This is a genomic window from Aquabacterium olei (genome assembly GCF_003100395.1).
In the GTDB taxonomy this organism is placed as follows: domain Bacteria; phylum Pseudomonadota; class Gammaproteobacteria; order Burkholderiales; family Burkholderiaceae_C; genus Aquabacterium; species Aquabacterium olei.
Window position 1 is genome coordinate 1,235,401 of the sequence record NZ_CP029210.1, and the last position, 17,802, is coordinate 1,253,202.

Annotated in this window: 14 protein-coding genes, 1 tRNA gene and 1 pseudogene; 8 read left to right on the forward strand and 8 right to left on the reverse strand. The window is 67.9% G+C overall.

The annotated features are described in order from the left end of the window. Positions 1-3 precede the first annotated feature (3 nt). From DEH84_RS05525 to DEH84_RS05535, 3 genes are read left to right on the forward strand one after another with little or no spacing between them, the layout of a single operon-like run. Entirely contained in the window at positions 4-471 is a 468-nt protein-coding gene (locus tag DEH84_RS05525) for a PaaI family thioesterase (protein ID WP_109035506.1), read from the forward strand. A 34-nt stretch (positions 472-505) separates the two neighbouring features. Continuing rightward, positions 506-1,537 (forward strand): NADP-dependent oxidoreductase, encoded by a 1,032-nt coding sequence (locus tag DEH84_RS05530; protein ID WP_109035508.1) that lies wholly within the window; start codon positions 506-508, stop codon positions 1,535-1,537. A gap of 40 nt (positions 1,538-1,577) precedes the next feature. Then, on the forward strand, positions 1,578-2,507 hold the full coding sequence (locus tag DEH84_RS05535; protein WP_109035510.1) for an SDR family oxidoreductase: 930 nt from the start codon (positions 1,578-1,580) through the stop codon (positions 2,505-2,507). Positions 2,508-2,567: 60 nt separating this feature from the next. Here DEH84_RS05535 and rapZ read toward each other — a convergent pair whose 3' ends face one another. The 3 genes from rapZ to DEH84_RS05550 are packed head-to-tail and all read right to left on the reverse strand — an operon-like array spanning position 2,568 to position 6,128. Further along, complete coding sequence (rapZ, locus tag DEH84_RS05540) at positions 2,568-3,482, reverse strand: RNase adapter RapZ (RefSeq protein WP_109035512.1); 915 nt, start codon at positions 3,480-3,482, stop codon at positions 2,568-2,570. Beyond that, positions 3,479-5,224, reverse strand: a complete 1,746-nt coding sequence (recN, locus tag DEH84_RS05545) for a DNA repair protein RecN (protein ID WP_109035514.1) — start codon at positions 5,222-5,224, stop codon at positions 3,479-3,481. The genes rapZ and recN overlap by 4 nt, the downstream gene beginning before the upstream one ends. 1 nt (position 5,225) lies before the next feature. Beyond that, positions 5,226-6,128, reverse strand: coding sequence for an NAD kinase (locus DEH84_RS05550; protein WP_109035516.1), 903 nt, complete (start codon positions 6,126-6,128; stop codon positions 5,226-5,228). Positions 6,129-6,223: 95 nt separating this feature from the next. Between DEH84_RS05550 and hrcA the strand changes: the two genes are divergently transcribed. After that, positions 6,224-7,252: a heat-inducible transcriptional repressor HrcA gene (gene hrcA / locus DEH84_RS05555; protein WP_109035518.1), complete on the forward strand. Its 1,029-nt coding sequence runs from the start codon at positions 6,224-6,226 to the stop codon at positions 7,250-7,252. Here hrcA and DEH84_RS05560 read toward each other — a convergent pair. Continuing rightward, the gene (locus tag DEH84_RS05560) at positions 7,217-8,443 is read right to left on the reverse strand and encodes a glycosyltransferase family 9 protein (protein ID WP_245932694.1); all 1,227 of its coding nucleotides are present in this window, start codon (positions 8,441-8,443) and stop codon (positions 7,217-7,219) included. The genes hrcA and DEH84_RS05560 overlap by 36 nt on opposite strands. Before the next feature lie 154 nt (positions 8,444-8,597). On the opposite strand from DEH84_RS05560, the gene DEH84_RS05565 reads away from it, so the two are divergent. Continuing rightward, positions 8,598-8,674 (forward strand) — tRNA-Ile (locus tag DEH84_RS05565). Positions 8,675-8,923: 249 nt separating this feature from the next. On the opposite strand, the gene DEH84_RS05570 is transcribed toward DEH84_RS05565, so the two are convergent. The 3 genes and pseudogenes from DEH84_RS05570 to DEH84_RS19735 all read right to left on the reverse strand — a co-directional run. Beyond that, positions 8,924-10,849, reverse strand: a complete 1,926-nt coding sequence (locus tag DEH84_RS05570; protein ID WP_109035522.1) for a methyl-accepting chemotaxis protein — start codon at positions 10,847-10,849, stop codon at positions 8,924-8,926. Positions 10,850-10,989: 140 nt separating this feature from the next. Continuing rightward, complete coding sequence (locus DEH84_RS19730) at positions 10,990-11,871, reverse strand: methyl-accepting chemotaxis protein (RefSeq protein WP_425429006.1); 882 nt, start codon at positions 11,869-11,871, stop codon at positions 10,990-10,992. Further along, positions 11,851-12,582 (reverse strand): annotated as a pseudogene (locus DEH84_RS19735) (PAS domain-containing protein); the annotation flags it as partial. The gene DEH84_RS19730 and the pseudogene DEH84_RS19735, both read right to left, overlap by 21 nt. Before the next feature lie 246 nt (positions 12,583-12,828). Here DEH84_RS19735 and DEH84_RS05580 point away from each other — a divergent pair. The 3 genes from DEH84_RS05580 to DEH84_RS05590 are packed head-to-tail and all read left to right on the forward strand — an operon-like array spanning position 12,829 to position 17,073. Next, positions 12,829-14,796, forward strand: a complete 1,968-nt coding sequence (locus DEH84_RS05580) for a TonB-dependent receptor plug domain-containing protein (protein ID WP_159098873.1) — start codon at positions 12,829-12,831, stop codon at positions 14,794-14,796. Between the two features lie 46 nt (positions 14,797-14,842). After that, complete coding sequence (locus DEH84_RS05585; RefSeq protein WP_159098874.1) at positions 14,843-15,736, forward strand: ABC transporter substrate-binding protein; 894 nt, start codon at positions 14,843-14,845, stop codon at positions 15,734-15,736. Positions 15,737-15,753: 17 nt separating this feature from the next. Continuing rightward, the gene (locus DEH84_RS05590; protein ID WP_109035530.1) at positions 15,754-17,073 is read left to right on the forward strand and encodes a diguanylate cyclase; all 1,320 of its coding nucleotides are present in this window, start codon (positions 15,754-15,756) and stop codon (positions 17,071-17,073) included. A gap of 41 nt (positions 17,074-17,114) precedes the next feature. Here DEH84_RS05590 and DEH84_RS05595 read toward each other — a convergent pair whose 3' ends face one another. Then, positions 17,115-17,801 carry a glutathione S-transferase family protein gene (locus tag DEH84_RS05595; protein ID WP_109035532.1) on the reverse strand — a complete coding sequence of 229 codons (687 nt, stop codon included), beginning with the start codon at positions 17,799-17,801 and terminating at the stop codon, positions 17,115-17,117. Position 17,802: the final 1 nt, after the last annotated feature.

The following is a 17,802-nucleotide window of genomic DNA, read 5'->3' on the forward strand; positions in this document are numbered from 1 at the left end:
TCCATGTCCATTCCCTTTCCCGTTCACATCCCGCTGGTCGAGCACCTGGGACTGCGCCTGGAGCGCTTTGCCGATGGCGAGGCCGAGTTGAGCTTGACGCTCGACGCGGACGTGCATACCAACTCCTTCAAGGTGGCCCACGGCGGGCTGTTGATGATGATGCTCGACGTGGCCATGGCGCATGCTGCGCGCAGCCGCAACAAGGACGCACCCGATGGCGGCCCCGGCATCGTCACCATCGAGATGAAGACCAGCTTCATGCGACCCGGCCAGGGCACGCTGCGTGCCGTGGGCACGGTGATGCATGCCACGGCCAAGATGGCCTTTTGCGAAGGCCGTGTGCTCGACGAGGCGGGGCAGATCTGTGCCCATGCCACGGGCACTTTCAAGTTCCTGCGCGCGCTGCCGGTGTCTGGCCGTGCCACGCAGGCCCTGTCGCGCGTTCCCCTGCAAGGGGACGGGTCCGACTGAACCCCGCTGTGCCAACCCACCCAAGGAGCATCCCATGAGCCAGGCCGTCAACCACCAGCTGCTGCTGGCCTCTCGCCCGCAAGGCGAGGTCACGCCCGACAACTTCCGCATGGTCGAAGCCCCCGTGCCCTCGGCCGACGATCTGGCCGACGGCCAGGTGCTGGTGCGCCACCATTACCTGTCGCTCGACCCGTACATGCGCGGCCGCATGAACGACAGCAAGAGCTACGCAGAACCGCAACCGCTGGACACCGTGATGATCGGCGGCACGGTGGGTGAGGTGGTGGCCAGCAAGCACCCCAAGTTTGCCGTGGGCGACAAGGTGGTCGGCATGGGCGGCTGGCAGGAGTACAGCGTGGTCGACGCCACGGAGCGCGGCCTGCTCAACAAGGTCGACACCACCCACATTCCGCTGTCGGCTTATCTGGGCTCGGTCGGCATGCCGGGCGTCACGGCCTGGTACGGCCTCATCAAGATCATCCAGCCCAAGGCCGGCGAGACCGTGGTGGTGAGTGCCGCCAGCGGGGCCGTGGGCAGCGTGGTGGGGCAATTGGCCAAGGCGCGCGGTTGCCGTGTGGTGGGCGTGGCGGGCGGCGCCGAGAAGTGCCGCTATGTGGTCGACGAGCTGGGCTTCGACGCCTGCGTGGACTACAAGGCTAACCCCGATCCGAAGTCGTTCTACAAGGCGCTGAAGGAAGCGACGCCGAACGGCATCGACGGCTACTTCGAGAACGTGGGCGGCATGGTGCTGGACGCCGTGCTGGCGCGGATGAACGCGTTCGGCCGCATCGCGGTGTGCGGCATGATCGCCGGCTACAACGGCGAGCCCACGCCCATGCAGAACCCGGCGCTGATTCTGGTCAACCGGCTGAAGGTGGAAGGTTTCATCGTCAGCGAGCACCCCGAGGTGTGGCCCGAGGCCATGACCGAGCTGGGTGGCATGGTGGCCACCGGCAAGATGAAGTTCCGCGAATCGGTGGCTCAGGGGCTGAGCGCCGCGCCCGAAGCCTTCATGGGCCTGCTCAAGGGCCGCAATTTCGGCAAGCAGCTGGTGAAGCTGATCTGAGCCTGACTTTCATTGAACAACGCATCCGCAGGAGACCTACATGAGTGCATTGACCCTTCGCCCCGGCATGACGGCCGTGATCACGGGCGCCGGCAGCGGCTTCGGGCTGGAACTGGCGCGCCTGGGCGCGGAAAAGGGCCTGAACCTGGTCCTGACCGATGTGCAGCAGGACGTGCTGGACGCGGCGGTGGCCGAGCTGCGCGCCAAGGGCGTGAAGGTGGCCGCCCTGCGCGGGGACGTGTCGCGGGCCGAGGACGTGCAGGCCCTGGCCGACCTGTGCACGGAGCGTTTCGGCGCGCCGCACATCGTCATCAACAACGCTGGCGTGGCCCATGGCGGCCTGATCTGGGAGCACACCCAGCGTGACTGGGAATGGGTGCTGGGCGTCAACCTGTTCGGCGTGGTGCACGGCGTGCGCATCTTCACGCCGCTGATGCTGGAGGCGGCGCGCAAGGACCCGAGCTGGCAGGGCCACATCGTCAACGTGGCCTCGATGGCTGGCCTGCTGAACTCGCCCAACATGGGCGCGTACAACGTCAGCAAGCATGCAGTGGTCAGCCTCTCCGAGACGCTGTACCAGGATCTGGCGCTGGTCAGCGAGCAGGTGCATGCCTCGGTGCTGTGCCCTTATTTCGTGCCCACCGGCATCCACCTGTCGCACCGCAACCGCCCGGCGGAGCTGCGCAGCGAAGGCAAACCCACGCCCAGCCAGATGATTGCGCAGGCCATGAGCACCAAGGCCGTCACGTCGGGCAAGGTGACGGCGACCGACACGGCGAAACTGGTGTTCGACGCCATCGAAGCCGGGCAGTTCTACATCTACACGCACCCGCAGGCGCTGGCCATGGTGCAGACCCGTCTGGAAGATGTGATGCAGGCTCGCAACCCGACCGACCCGTTTGCCGGCCGCCCCGAGATCGGCGCGCAGCTCAAGACGGCGCTGCGCGAGGCGATGGACAAGCAGGGCTGAGCCCGGCGACCCCGAGGGCCGGCCCGGGAGGGCCTGGCCCATGTCACGCGGGCAGATGTATCAGCGGGCGTCCTGCTCGCGGTGCCGCGCCAGCACCACGCCGCGCGAGGCAAAGCGGCGCACCAGCTGCTCGACGCAGTACACCGAGCGGTGCTGCCCGCCCGTGCAGCCAATGGCCACGGTGACGTAGCTGCGCTGGTCGCCTTCCAGCGCCGGCAGCCAGCGCAGCAGGAAGGACTCGATCTGCGCAATCAGCTCGGCCGATTCGGGCTGGGCGGCCAGGTAGTCGATCACCGGCTGGTCGCGGCCCGTCAGCGGCTTGAGCTCCTTCAGATAGAAGGGGTTGGGCAGCATGCGCACGTCGAAGACGAAGTCGGCGTCCACCGGCACACCGTGCTTGAAGGCGAACGATTCGAACACCAGCGTGAGCCGGGCCGGCGCCGCCTGCACGATGTTGCGGATCCAGGTGCGCAACTGGGCCGGGCGCAGCAATGTCGTGTCGATCACGGTCGACACATCGCGCAGCGGGCTCAGCAACTCGCGCTCCAGGTTGATCGTGTCGATCAGGGCCTGGTCTTTCTGCGGCAGGGCGACATCGGCCTGCTCGCCTTGCGTGGCCACATGGCCGGTGGCCTGCAAAAGGGGATGCGGCCTCCGCGTTTCCGAGAAGCGCCGCACCAGCACCTCGGTGCTGGCATCCAGGAACACCGAGCGCACGGTGTGGCCTTCGGTGCGCAACTCGCCCAGCACAGGCAGCAGCTGCGGCAGCGAGCCCGCACTGCGCACGTCCACCGACACCGCAAGCCGTCGCTGCTGTTCGGGCAGGCGTTGCTGCTCCAGGCCGACCAGGCCGCGCAGCAGTTCCGGGGGCAGGTTGTCGACGCAGAAGTAGCCTGCATCCTCGAGCGCATTGAGCGCCACGGATTTGCCCGAGCCCGAAATGCCCGTCAGCAGGACGATGTCGAGCGGTCTCATGCGGCTTCCTTGCGGCGGCGGGGGCTGGATGAGGCCGACGCAGGTGCTTCGCGGTCCTGCGTGTCCTGCTGGTGGGCGGCGTCGAGCATGGCGCGGGCATGCGCCAGACTGGTGTCGCTGACGGCCCCGCCCAGCATGCGTGCCACTTCGGCCACGCGCGGCTCGGCGCTCACCGGGCGGATGTCGCTGGTGGTCTGGCCACCCTGCAGCGACTTGGCCACCAGCAGGTGCTGGTGAGCACACGCGGCCACCTGCGCCAGGTGCGTGACGGCCAGCACCTGACGGCCGTGGCCCAGGCGTTGCATCAGCCGGCCCACGGTGTCGGCGACGGCGCCGCCCACGCCCGAGTCGATCTCGTCGAAGATCAGCGTGCCGACCTGGTCGGCATCGGCCGTGCGCTGTGTGGTGGTCACGGCAATGGCGAGAGCCAGGCGCGACAGCTCACCACCCGAGGCCACCTTGCCCAGCGGGCGCGGGGTGCTGCCGGCGTGCCCGGCCACCAGAAACTCCACCGATTCCAGGCCGAAGGCCTGCGGCTCGGCTTGCGCGGTCAGGGCCACCTCGAAGCGGCCACCGGTCATGCCCAACTCCTGCATGGCCGCCGTGACGGCGTCGGCGAGGGCGGGTGCGGCCTGAGCGCGTTGCTTCGATACGGTGCGCGCGATCGTCAGCCACGACTGGTGAGCGCGTGCGGCGTCGCGCTCCAGCGCGTCGAGGTCGGCGGCGGCGTCCAGCTCGGCCAGCTCGGCCTTCCAGCCTTGCAACAGTTCCGGCAGCTCGGCGGGCTGGCGGCGGTAGCGGCGCGACAGGCTCATCCAGGCCGACATGCGGCCGTCGAGTTCGGCCAGGCGATCGGGGTCGAGTTCGGTGTGGTGCAGCGCGCTGTTGAGGCTGTGGGCGGCGTCCTGCAGCTGCGCCTGGGCATCGCGCAGCACCTCCAGGGCGTTGGCCAGATGGGGCTCCACGCCGGCCACGTCTTCCAGCGCATCGATGGCGCGGCTGGTGAGCGACTCGGCGCTGTCGTCGGCCTCCGAGACGGCGTCGAGCGCCAGCCGGGCGGCATCCAGAATCGCCTGGCCGTGGCTCAGGCGCTGGTGTTCCGCGTTCAGCGTGTCCCACTCGTCGGGCTGGGGCGACAGCTTGTCGAGCTCGCCGATCTGCCATTGCAGGCGCTCGCGCTCGCGTTCCAGATCGGCCTGGCGGCTGCGGGCGTCGTCCAGGCGGCGCTGGGCGTCGCGTCGCGCGGCCCACGCCTGCTGCAGCGCGGCGGTATCGACGCCCGCCTGCGTGTCCACCAGCGCGCGCACGGCGTCGGCGCGGGTGAGGCTCTGCCAGGCGTGCTGGCCGTGGATGTCGACGAGGTGCTCGCCCAGTTCTCGCAACTGCGACACGGTGGCCGGCGCGCCGTTGATCCACGCGCGACTCTTGCCCTGCGCATCGACCACCCGCCGCAGCATCATCGGGGCACCGGGCTCGACCTCGAATCCGGCCTCTTCCAGCCAGGGGGCCAGGCGGGCGGCCAGCGCCTGGGGCAGGTCGAACTCGGCGGTGATGTCGGCCTTGGCTGCGCCTTCGCGCACCACGCCCGCATCACCGCGGCTGCCCAGCGCCAGTTGCAGCGCGTCGATCAGGATGGACTTGCCGGCACCCGTCTCGCCCGTGAGGGCCGTGAAACCGGCGCCCAGGTCGACTTCCAGTTGGGTGACGATGACGAAATCGCGCAGGCTCAGGCGGCGCAGCATCTCAACTCACTCCTTCATTCCAGCGCAGCTTGCGGCGCAGCGTGGCGTAGTAATTCCAGCCTTCCGGATGCAGGAAGCGCACCCGGTGGGGCGAGCGGCGCACCGTCACGCGGTCACCGGGCAGCAGGCTGGCCAGGCTCTGCATGTCGAAATTCATGCTCGCATCGCGCGCGGCCACGATCTCGATCGTGACGGTGCCGGTGTCGGGCAGCACGATGGGCCGGTTCGACAGGGTGTGCGAGGCGATGGGGACGATGGTCCAGCCGCCGAGATCCGGGTGCAGGATGGGGCCGCCCGCCGACATGGCGTAGGCCGTGGACCCGGTGGGGGTCGACACGATCAAGCCGTCGGCGCGGTAGTTGGCCACGAACAGGCCGTCGACCTCGGCGCGCACCTCGACCATCGAGGCCACCGCGCCGCGGCTCACGACGATCTCGTTGATCGCGAAGCCCTCGTAGATGGTGTCGAACTCGCCCTCGCGGGTGGGGCGCAGCACGGCGCCGGCCAGCAGCACGCGCTTTTCTTCCGCGTACTGGCCGCCCAGGATCAGGGGCAGGGCGGTGGCCATGTCCTTGAGTTGGATGTCGGTGATGAAACCCAGGCGGCCCTGGTTGATGCCGATGAGCGGCACGTCGAAAGGGGCCAGTTCGCGGGCGGTGGCCAGCATGGTGCCGTCGCCACCGACCACGACGACGACGTCGCATTGGCGGCCGATCTCGCGCATGGCCAGCGACGGGTAGTCGGCCATGCCGGTGCTTTGCGCCGTTTCCTGCTCGATCGAGACATCGAGCCCGGCGCGCACCAGGATCTGCGCGACGTCTTCGAGCACGGGCTTGATGCCGCGCGCGTGGTACTTGCCCACCAGGGCGGCGTGGTTGAAGCGGCAGGCGGGCAGGCTCGGCATGCGGGGAATTACACCACACGGACCATGACAAACCTGTGCTTTTCCCCAGGGCGAGGGGACCCAGCGGCGCCACCTGCGCCTAGAATGAGGCAGCCATGCTGGACGACCGTGCCAAGATTCTCCTGAAAGCGCTGGTCGAGCGCTACATCGCCGACGGGCAACCTGTGGGCTCGCGCACCCTGTCGCGCGCTTCGGGCCTCGACCTGTCTGCGGCCACCATCCGCAACGTGATGGCCGACCTGGAAGAGCTGGGCCTCATCGTCAGCCCGCACACCTCGGCCGGGCGGGTGCCCACGCCCCGGGGCTATCGCCTGTTCGTCGACACCATGTTGACGGCCCGTCCGCTGACGCTGGATGCGCTGTCGGCCGAAGCGGGGGAGCAGGCGCCGCACCTGCAGCCCGACCAGCCCCAGCGGGTCATTGCCAACGCGGCGCACATGCTGTCCAACCTGTCGCAGTTCGTCGGGGTGGTGACCGCGCCGCGCAAGGCCTCGGTGTTCCGGCACATCGAATTCGTGCGCCTGGGCGACAAACGCGTGCTGGTGATCCTGGTGGCCCCGGATGGCGACGTACAGAACCGCGTGATCTTCACGGTTCAGGATTACACGCAGTCGCAGCTCGTCGAGGCCAGCAACATCCTGAACGCGCACTATTCGGGGCTCACCATCGAAGAGATGCGCAACCGGCTCAAGACCGAGGTCGACGAGCTGCGCTCGGACATCGCCACCTTGATGAGCCAGGCCGTGCAGGCCGGTGGCGAGGCGATGGCCGAGAGCACCGACCAGCTCGTCGTGTCGGGTGAGCGCAACCTGCTGACCGTGCAGGACTTCTCCAACGACCTCGGGTCGCTGCGCCGGCTGTTCGACCTGTTCGAGCAGAAGACCCAGCTGATGCGCCTGCTGGACGGCTCCAGCCGCGCCGAGGGGGTGCACATCTACATCGGTGGCGAAAGCCAGGTGGTGCCGTTTGAAGAGCTGTCGGTCGTGTCAGCGCCATACGAGATCAACGGGCAGGTGGTGGGCACGCTCGGCGTGATCGGGCCGACGCGCATGGCCTACGACCGCATGATCGAGATCGTCGACATCACCTCACGTCTGGTCAGCAACGCCTTGAGCGTCAAGTAATTCGGCGCCAGCGGCCGGGGTTGCTCCCGCGCGGGTGGTGTCGTGCCTGGCATGGGGCGCAGGGGCCGTGTGGCCACCCGGGCCGGCGTGCCATTCGGCCATGGCCGCCACCTGCACCTCATCGACGCCCACGTCGTCCACAAAGGACACCTGATGCGGACAGCGCTGGCGCACGTTTTCCACGCCACACACCGGGCACATCAGTCTCATCGACAGGATGGCCCGTTGTCGCCCCTGCACCAGCGGCGCGGCGGTGATGATGTTCATGGCCCAGTAGATGCCGACACTGGGGCAGCCCAGGGCCGAGGCCAGGTGCAAGGGGCCGGTGTCGTTGGACACCAGCAGGCGAGCCCGCTGCAACAGCGCGAGCAGCCCGGCCAGTGGCAGGCGGCCCGCCAGGTCCACATGGGGCACGGCCAGCATGCTGGCCAGCTGCGCGGTCAACGGGCGTTCGGCCTCGCTGCCATTGATGACGAGGAAGGCGCCCGCTTCGGCCAGCGCCCGGCCGACGGCCGCAAAACGCTCGACGGGCCAGCGTCGCCGCTCGTCGGTGGCGCCCGGCTGCAGCACGACGATGGGCTGGTGCGGCAGCGCTGTGGCGTCGTTCAGCACGGCGTGGTCTTGCGCGGTGACAGCCAGCCGCGGGTTGAGTTCGCGGGGCGTGGCGCCGGCCAGGCCGACCACCTCCAGCAGGCGCAAGCGCTCGTTGCGCCAACGCTCGTAGGGCAGATTGCGGTCGAGTGGCGGCGCGTCGTCGGCCTGCATGCCGACCGTCAGGGCCGCACCCAGGCTGGCGACGAACGGGTTCGTGTAGCGGCCCCCGCCATACAGCTGGATCGCGAGGTCAAAGCGCGCCTGACGCACCGCGCGGAGGAAGTCGTCGGTGCGAGGCGTATCGGGTGGAGTGTCTTCGGGTGCGCCAATCCCGGGCATCGCCGGCACGACCACAACCTCGTCGACCGGGCCCGGTCGACCGGTAAGCAGTTCACGGTGCCATTCACGCCCCAACAGCGTGATGCGGGCCTGAGGCCAGCTGGCACGCAAGGCGTGCAAGGCGGGCAGCGCGAACACGAAATCGCCAATGGCATTGGGGCGCAACACGGCGATGCGGCGCACGGTGGGCAGGGCGGCAAGGGCGCCCGCAGAGAGTCGACTTGGCGTGGATGGGGGCGGCATGACGGGTGCAGGCATGGGGCAGTGCACCGGGCAGGGCAAGTGGCGTGCGCGCTGGTGGGCTTTGCGCGGAGCGGGGCGACGGCAGCGCTGGCAGGGCGTGCTCTGCTAGGATAGCGGGCTGCCTGTTGAGCAGGCCCGGGAGGGCGCTCGGCAGCGCAGTGCGTTCAGGGGGCCGTTAGCTCAGTTGGTTAGAGCAGAGGACTCATAATCCTTTGGTCGTTGGTTCAAGTCCAACACGGCCTACCAGTGAATCAACAATTCAGCCTCACTCCTCGAGTGAGGCTTTCTTGTTTTTTGAGACAGCATGTAGCCGTCATGCGCCGCTCGACATGTGTGGGGCAAACGCTGTCTAAAGGTGAGGCTGTGCCTGGGCAGGAGGGCCGGGATCTTTGCTGCTTGGCCGCAAGGTCTGGGCACCTCTCGAAATGAGCCGCAGCGCTTGGCGCCTCATTAACTGAACAGGCAAACGCGGTTTGGGCCGCCCCCCGCACAACATCAGGCTGCGAGCCTGAACGTGTTCACCGCCTTGACCAGTTCGGCCGCCTGGCTGTGCAGGCTTTCGGCCGCCGCGGCACTTTGCTCCACCAGCGCGGCGTTCTGCTGCGTGGTGGCATCCATCTGGTGCACGGCCAGGCCCACTTGCGAGACGCCGGCGCGCTGCTCTTCGCTGGCCGATCGGATCTCCGACATGATGTGGGCCACGCGTTCGACGGCGCCGACGATGGTCTTCATCGCTTCGCCGGCTTCCTCGGCATGGTCGCGTCCTTCCTGAACGCGCTCGACGCTGGCGGCGATCAACTGCTTGATCTCCCGGGCCGCCTCCGCACTGCGCGAAGCCAGCAGACGCACCTCGCTCGCCACGACGGCAAAGCCCCGGCCGTGATCGCCCGCGCGGGCGGCCTCCACAGCCGCGTTGAGCGCCAGGATGTTGGTCTGAAAGGCAATGCCGTCGATCACACCGACGATGTCGGTGACGCGCTGCGAGTGCTCGTCGATGCTGCGCATGCTGGTGACGACGCCCTGCACGATCTCGCCCCCGCGCATGGCGGACTCGGTGGCGGCCTGGGTGAGGGCATCGGCCTGGCCGGCGCTGTCGGCGTTCTGACGCACGGTGGCGCCCAGCTGTTCCATGGAAGAGGCAGTCTGAGCAAGCGCACTGGCCTGCTCTTCCGTGCGCTGTGACAGATCGCTGTTGCCATGGGCGATCTGCTGGCTGGCGCTGGCCACGCACTCCGCATTGGCACGCACGGCGCCCACGGTGGCCGACAGGCTGTCGGTCATGCGGTCCAGTGCACGGATGAGGTCGCCCACTTCGTCACGGTCTGTGGACGCCACGCGCTGCGTCAGGTCGCCGTCGGCAACGGCCTTGGCGAGGTCGACCGCGCGGGAGATCGACCGCACGGTGGAGCGCGTGATCGACAGAATGAGGGCGGCGCCCAGTACACCGAGCAAGGCCAGGACAGCGAGCACCATCAGGACGCGTTGCTGGGTGCGGGCGGCGTTCTGGTCGAGGTTGGCCTTCAGCGCCGCGAAGGCCGCATCCACCAGCTTGAACTGCGTGTCGATGACCTGGGTGGTCTCGGCGAAGTACTGCGCGGGCGGGTGGGTCAGCGATTCAGCGCGGATCAGCGCACTGTCGATCAGCGAGAGCCCACGCTCGCCGGCCTGAACTGCCTCGCCGATCGGGCCATTCAGTGTCCGGCCGAGTTGTGCGTCCTCGGCCACCGCCTGCGCCAGGGCGCGCTTGGCGTGGTCCAGGCTGTCTTTCATCGCACCAGCCAGCGAGGCAATGGCCGCACGTTCATCGGGCGTGCCCTGACCGTTGGTCAGCAGCAGCGTGCCGCGTGCGCGCATCTGTCCCAGGCTTTCTGCCAGGGCAGGCAGATGCTCCAGCACCGCAAGCTGCAGGTAGTAGCCCGCCGGCTGCTGGTGGGTGGCGATGCCCGTGGCCCGGGCGATGTCGAGCACCAGGTTGCGCTGGGCCGTCACCAGGGCCGTGTGGCGCGCGAAGCTCTCGGGGCCTGCCACGCCGCGCGCATCCACGGCCGATGCCACGGCGCGCCAGTCTCGCGCGATGCCCTGTGCGGCGTCCGACAGCGCGTTGCGGTTCAGTGCCTTGACTTCGGCCAGTGCGGTCTCGATGGCCGCATTGATCTCACGTTGCTTGGCCTGCCGCGGCGCCGGGCTCTTCTCCTTGCCGCCAAGGTACAGGGCCGAGAGCCCCCGGTGCTGCTGGGTGAGTTGCACCAGCTTGAGCAACGAGCCGGATGGCGCAAGCCCCTGCACTTCTTCCTGTGCCTGGTGGATGGACTGGAGGTCTCCCCGCATGAGGAGGGCCGAGGGCACCACCATCATGGCCGCAGCCAGAACGCCGAGAATGAGGAACTTGTGCGCAAACCGCAGGTCGTTGATCGAACGCATGAGTGGGAATGACCGCTGCCGATGAATGCCCTGCAATGTAGGGAGCAGCGCCACTTTGCGCTGTCAGGAGATCTCGACAGTTTCGATGGCCTGCGCGGAAAGCCGCACGCCAACGGCTTGCGCGTGAAGCCGTTCACACCTCAGTGCGTGACCGCATCGCCGCTCAAGCGGAACACCGCCACCGAAGCGGCAACATCGTCGGCCTGCCGCGTGACATCGACCGCGGCATGGGCGATGCGTTCGACCAGCGCGGCGTTCTGCTGCGTGATGTGGTCGAGCTCGCTGATCGCCCCGTTGACTTGCTGGATCCCGAGCTTCTGTTGCTGCATGCCGCGTGTGATGTCGGCGATGAACGCGTGCACGGCGTGGATGGCCTGCTGCACATCGCTCATGCCCTGCTGCACCACCAGGGTCTGCGCGTCGCCGGCTTCCACCTGCTGTACGGTGTCCTTGATGAGGGTGCGCACTTCCTGCGCCGCCACCGCGCTGCGTTGCGCCAGCGTGCGCACCTCGCCGGCCACCACGGCAAAGCCCCGGCCGTGCTCGCCGGCACGGGCCGATTCCACCGCAGCGTTCAGGGCGAGCAGGTTGGTCTGGAACGCGATCTCGTCGACCACCTGGATGATGTCCATCACGCGCCCCGATGCAGTGTGGATGCGCTGCATGCTGGTCGACATCTGCGCCACCGAGGCGGCACTGGCCTCGGCAGCCCGCTTGGCCGCGTTGGCCATGCCGGTGGCTTCTTCGGCCTTGTGCGTGCTGTGCGAGACGCTGGTCGTGATCTGCTCGACCGAGGCTGCCGTCTGCTGCAGTTGCCCGGCGGACACGATGGTGCGCTGGTTCAGGTCGCCATTGCCATGGGCGATGTCCGCGGTGTCGCTGCGCAGGTGCGAGACACCCCGACGCGCGTCGCGCACGATGGCAGTGAAGTTGGCGTTCACCTGCGTGAGGGCCTCCGACAGTCGGCCGATCTCGTCATGGTGTGCCGAGGCCACCTCGGCGGTCAGGTTGCCGCCCGCCATCTGATGCGCTGATCGGGTGAGCGAGGCGATGGGGCGGAGCACCTGGCGTGTCAGGTAGAGGCCACCGAGCAGTGCGCAGCCTCCAGCGGCCGTCAGACCCAGTGTCAGCGCGCCCACCGACGGGGATGCGGGCCCACCGGCCTGGTACGAGCCCAGGAGAAAACCCAGCAAGCCCAGGCCACCGGACAACAACGCCATCCTGCCCTTCAACCCCGGCTGCAGACGATCCAGCGCGCGAGCCAGCGGATGCGTGGGCAACAGGTGACCCCGGTCGAGCTTCAGCGGGCCGCTCATGTCGCCACCAGCCTTCATGCGCTGGTACAGCGCTTCGGCCTCTGCCACGGCGGCACGGTCCGGCCGGTTTCGCACCGACATGTAGCCGGTGAGCTCGCCGCGTGCGTCCAGCAGCGGGGTCACGTTGGCTTTCACCCAGTAGAAGTCACCGTTCTTGCGCCGGTTCTTCACCATGCCGGACCACGGCAGGCCTTGCGAGATCGTGGCCCACATGTCCCGGAAGGCCTCTTCCGGCATGTCGGGGTGACGGATCACGTTGTGCGGTTGCCCGAGCAACTCGTCCTTGGTGAAGCCGCTGACTTCGATGAAGCTGGGATTGCAGTAGCAGATGCGGCCCTTGAGGTCCGTCGTGGTGACGAGAGAGTCGCCCTCGGCAAACAGGACCTCGTTTTGAGTGACGGGTAAATTCGACCGCATTTGTGACGCCGTGTAACAAACAGGCAACTGATTATCTGCACGGAGGCAGGGATGTCTAGGGTTTGCCCGAGTGGTGACTGGTAACGCTCGGTTTCTGTCAGCGCTGCGTCATGCTCGTGCGCAGATCGCGCAGGCGATGGGGGCAGTGGCCCGGTGCGGCGCGTACATAATCGGCGGCTTCAACAAGTCGGGTCTCCAGGCTGTACTTTCATGTGGCGTGTTCGAGCGGTTGTCAGGTGTTTGGGGATGTGCTTTGCCGTGGCCGGTACCGCCGCTGCACGTGCCGATGTGCGCACGCCCTCCGAAGACGACTACTACGCCAACATCCCGGTGGTCTTGACAGCCAGCCGGCTCGAGCAGCCGCTCAATGAAGCGCCGGGTGCAATCACGGTGGTCGATCGCAAGACCATCCGCCAGTCGGGCGCGCGCACGGTGGCCGAGGTGCTGCGGCTGGTGCCGGGCTATGTTTCCAGCGGTTGGAACGGTGCCAACCCGCTGGCGGCCTACCACGTGCCGCTGGATGACTTCGGCACGCGCAACCTGGTGCTGATCGACGGCCGCTCCGTCTATTCCTCGGCCTATCTGGGCGACACGCACCGCGGCATGATGGGCGTGATGCTCGAGGACATCGAGCGCATCGAGGTGCTGCGGGGGGCCAACTCGGCCGCCTATGGAGCCAACGCGATGTTCGGCGTCATCAACATCATCACGCGGCACAGCGCCGATACGGTGGGTGGCGAACTGGGGGTGACCCTCGGCAACGACGGCATCTTCGACAAGCGGGCGCGTGTGGGGGCAGGCAACGAAGTCGCCAGCTTCCGGTTGTCGGCCGGCGAGCAGCGCGACACCGGTTATCAGAACGCCTACGACAACAAACGCCTCAGCCAGCTCAATGGCCGGGTCGATCTGCGGCCTTCGCCCGTCGACGAGGTGATGCTGTCCAGCGGGGTGTCGTACCTGGCCGCCGGTGAAGGGTACAGCGCCACCGACGTGGGCAACCCGCATCACACCATTTACAGCCGGGACGTTCATCTGCTGGCTGACTGGCGTCGCCAGCTGGCCGATGCCGACGAGTTGAAGGTGCTGGTCAGCTACATGGAAGACCACAAGGACGACCAGGCGGTCTCGCCGAACGACAAGGCCACGCGGGCAAGCAACCCCATTCCCGGCGCCACGGTCTTCTGGGATTACAGCGCGGTCGGGCGGCGGACCAACGCCGAGGTCCAGCGGCGCATCGGGCTGGGCAGCACCGTGCGCGCACTGGTCGGCGTGGGATACAAGGACGAGCGGGCCCGCTCCCAGCCGTTGTACAACACGACGGCGTGGCGGTCCTTCCAGGAGACCCGGGGCTTCGGCACGGTGGAGTGGCGCGTGGCCCCCCAGTGGCTGTTGAACGGGGGGCTCTTCGTGGGCAACCACAGCCGGGCGGGTACCTATGCCACGCCGCGTCTGATGGCGAACTGGTTTCCGTCGGCGGGGCACACGCTCCGTATCGGTGTGACCGACTCGGTGCGGGCGCCCAACCTGTCTGAGTACGCGGCCGATACGCGCCAGTACACCTCGGCCGGTGCGGTCTATGACCACGAGTACGCTGCCACGGGCCGGGTGCAGCCCGAAAAGCTCCGCAGCTTCGAGCTGGGCTACGTCGGGCGGTGGCCCGAACAGCGGCTCACGCTGGATGCACGCCTGTTCCGCGAGCGTGCCCAGGACTTGATCGCACCTCAATTGTCTCCCCGTGGGGTGGTTCATCCACAGACGTTACGCAGAACGCGTGATTACGTGAACTTCTCCGACCTGCTGGTGACCGGGCTGGAATACCAGATGCGCTGGAAGCCGCTGGGCAACACCGAGCTGTGGCTGAACCAGACTTTCACCGAGACCGAGTGGTCGAACGCGCGGTACGAGACCGAGAACAAGGCCCAGCCGCCGCGTCACCACACAACGCTGGCCCTGTTCCAGCGGCTCGGGACCGATGTGGAACTGAGCGTCATTCACGAACGTCTGGGGCGCATGACCTGGCGGGATGGCCGCGACTGGCTTCCGGTCTCCAACCGCACCGACGTGCGCCTGGCGCGGACGTTCCGCCTGGCTAACAGCAAAGCCGAGGCGGCGCTCACCGTGCAGTCTCTGGAGGGCAGCCAGGACGCCTTTCTGGTCAGCCGCGGGTTCGAGTTGTCCCGGCGGGTGTTCGTCACGCTGAAGCTGGAGATCTGATCTGATCAACCGGCGCCAGTCACTGCTGCTTGCCGCGGGCGCCGCGTTGGCCGGAGCGACCCTGCCCCTGCGCGCGGCGGGCGATTCGGTGTGGGTGCTGCCCTCGGACGCAGGTGGGGCGCACGCCGAAGCGCTGTCTGCGTTGCAGGTGGCCTGGCGCCAGTCGGGCCGGCGCGGTGATCTCATCGTTCTGGAATCGGGGCAACTGCCTGCAGAGGGGCATCCCGGCGCTGTGGTCACCCTGGGCAGCAGCGCCTTGCGGCAGGTGCACAGCCGCGCCGAGGCGCAGGCCGACTGGGCCCGCGTGCCGGTGCTGGCGGCGCTGATCCCGCGTGAGGCCTTCACGGCCATCTGGCGGCGCCCGCCGGCCTGGGTGTCGGCGGTCTATCTGGATCAGCCGCCCGAGCGCTACATGGAACTCATCCGCAGGGTGTTTCCGAAGTCCACGCGTGTGGGCGTGTTGCTGGGGCCCGATGGCCAGGCCATGCGCCAGGTGCTGGCGGAAGAGGCCAGTGAGCGCGGTTTGCAGCTGACCCCGGTGACCGTCGGCCATCCCGACATGCTCTACGCCGCGCTGCGCACGGCCCTGGCGGACAGCGACGTGCTGCTCGTGCTGCCGGACAGCACCGTGGCCGATGCCGGTGCGCTTCAGCGCGTGTTGATCGCGGCGTACCGGCAGCGCATCCCGGTGATCGCCTATTCACCTGCCCTGGTTCGGTCCGGGGCAGCCCTTGGTTTGTATGCGAGCCCGGCCCAGGTGGGGCGGCAGGTGGCATCCATGTTGAAGCACGCTCCACAGGCCGCCAACTGGCCTGCGTCCCGCCTGGCGGATGGTTTCATGATTGCGGCCAACGAACAGGTGTGCCGATCCTTGGGGCTCGATGTGCCGGAGCCCGTTGCACTGGCCGAACTGATTCGGCGACAGGAGGGTGGGCGGTGAGCTTGAGCCTGGGCGGAATGCGCGCACGTCTGTGGATTGCCACGGCGCTGCCGGCGCTGCTGGTGATCGTGATGCTGGTGATCGGTTTTGCGTACCGGTATGGTGACCGCATGGCCGATGCCCTGACGGACCGGGGCGTGGCCTCGGCGCGTCAGCTCGGCAGTGCCGCGGAGTTCATGGTGTTCGCCGGCGACCGCGAAGGGCTGGGCCGGCTCGCCGAGGCGGCCATTCGCAACGACGCGCAACTGCACGCAGTGGCCGTGTACGACGCCCATGGCCAGCTTCTGGCCTCGGCCGGCAAGCTGGAAGAGGGGCAGCCTTCACTGGGTTCGGCGCTGGACGTGCAACTGGGTGAACGCCTGCGCGTGGAGTTGCCGATCTACCCCACCATCGCGCCCACCGATGACCTCTACACCCCGACGCCGTCGGCCGGCATTGCCTATGGGCAGGGGGCCCGGCTGGTGGGCCATGCCGTGCTCGAGGTGTCGCTCGACAGGCTGGCGCAGCAGCAGCGCGAGTTGTTGCTCTGGTCACTCGTCACCGCGGCGGGCGGGCTGGTGCTGGCCGGTGGGCTGGCGACCCTGCTGGCATCGCGGGTGACGGCGCAGATCACCGCCATCAACGACGTGGTGACCCGGGTCGGTCAAGGCGCGCTGGATGAACGCATCGACGGGGTGCGCAGCGGCGTGCTGGCCTCGCTGGCAGAAGGCATCAACGCGATGATCGGGCGCATTGCGACCACGCAGGAAGAGCTGCAGTTCCGCGTCGAGCAGGCGACCCGGGAACTGCGCCATCAGAAGGAGGCCGCAGAGCAAGCGGCCCGAACCGACACGCTGACAGGCACCGCAACACGACTGGCCTTCACCGAGGTGGCCGAAGTCGAGATGCAGCGCGCGCTGCGCTACCGCAATGACCTGTCCTTGCTGATGCTCGACCTGGACCACTTCAAGGGCATCAACGACGAGCACGGCCATGTCACTGGCGATGCGGTGCTCGTGCACTTTGCGCAGACGGTGCAGCAGCAGATCCGCAACATGGACCTGCTGGCGCGGCTGGGCGGCGAAGAGTTCGTGGTGCTGCTGCCCAACGTCAATGCCGAGCAGGCGGCCGTGCTGGCCGAGCGCATCCGCGGTGCGGTGAGTGAAAGCCGTCTGATGGCCAACGGCCGGCCGCTGCGCTTCAGCGTCAGCATCGGCGTGGCCCAGTTCGACTGGCGTGAGCTGAGCCTGACGCGCTGGATGTCGCGCGCCGATGCCGCGCTGTACCGGGCCAAGGCACAGGGGCGCAATTGCGTGGTGCAGGACAACGGCGGCTGCACACCGGCGGCAGGCGACTGAACGCTGTCTCTGATGCAGCCGACTGGGGCCCGGCGTTCAGTTCAGCGCTGCACCATCTTCTGCGCCTGCGCGATGAAGGCCGCCGATCCCTTGTCGTCTTCGACCAGGCTCTGCACCTTCACGGGCACGGCCACGCCGCGCTGGCAGGCAGGCCGGGCCTTCATGGCATCCAGCCAGCGCTGCAGGTGCGTCAGCCCGTCGACCGATACTCCGGACCAGCGGTGCGTGCGCACCCAGCACCAGTTGGCGATGTCGGCCACCGACAGGGCATCGCCGGCCAGCCACTCCGTCTGCGCCAGTTGCGCATCGAGCACCTCGAAGAGCCGGCGCGACTCGTTCTGATACCGGTCGATGGCGGGCTGGATTTTTTCAGGGAAGTAGCGGAAAAACACGTTCGCCTGGCCCATCATCGGCCCGACGCCCCCCATCTGGAACATCAGCCACTGCATGACGCGCGAGCGGCCCTTGACGTCGCTCGGCATCAGCACGCCGGTCTTTTCCGCCAGGTAGACCAGGATGGCACCCGATTCGAACACCGCGAAGTCGTCGGCTTCCCGGTCGACGATGACCGGGATCCGTCCGTTGGGGTTGAGCTTCAGGAACCACGGCTGCTTCTGTTCGCCCGAGGCGAGGTCGATGGGGTGCACCGTGTAAGGCAGGCCCATCTCTTCGAGTGCCACGGAAACCTTGTGCCCATTGGGCGTGGCGGCGGTGTACAGATCGATCATG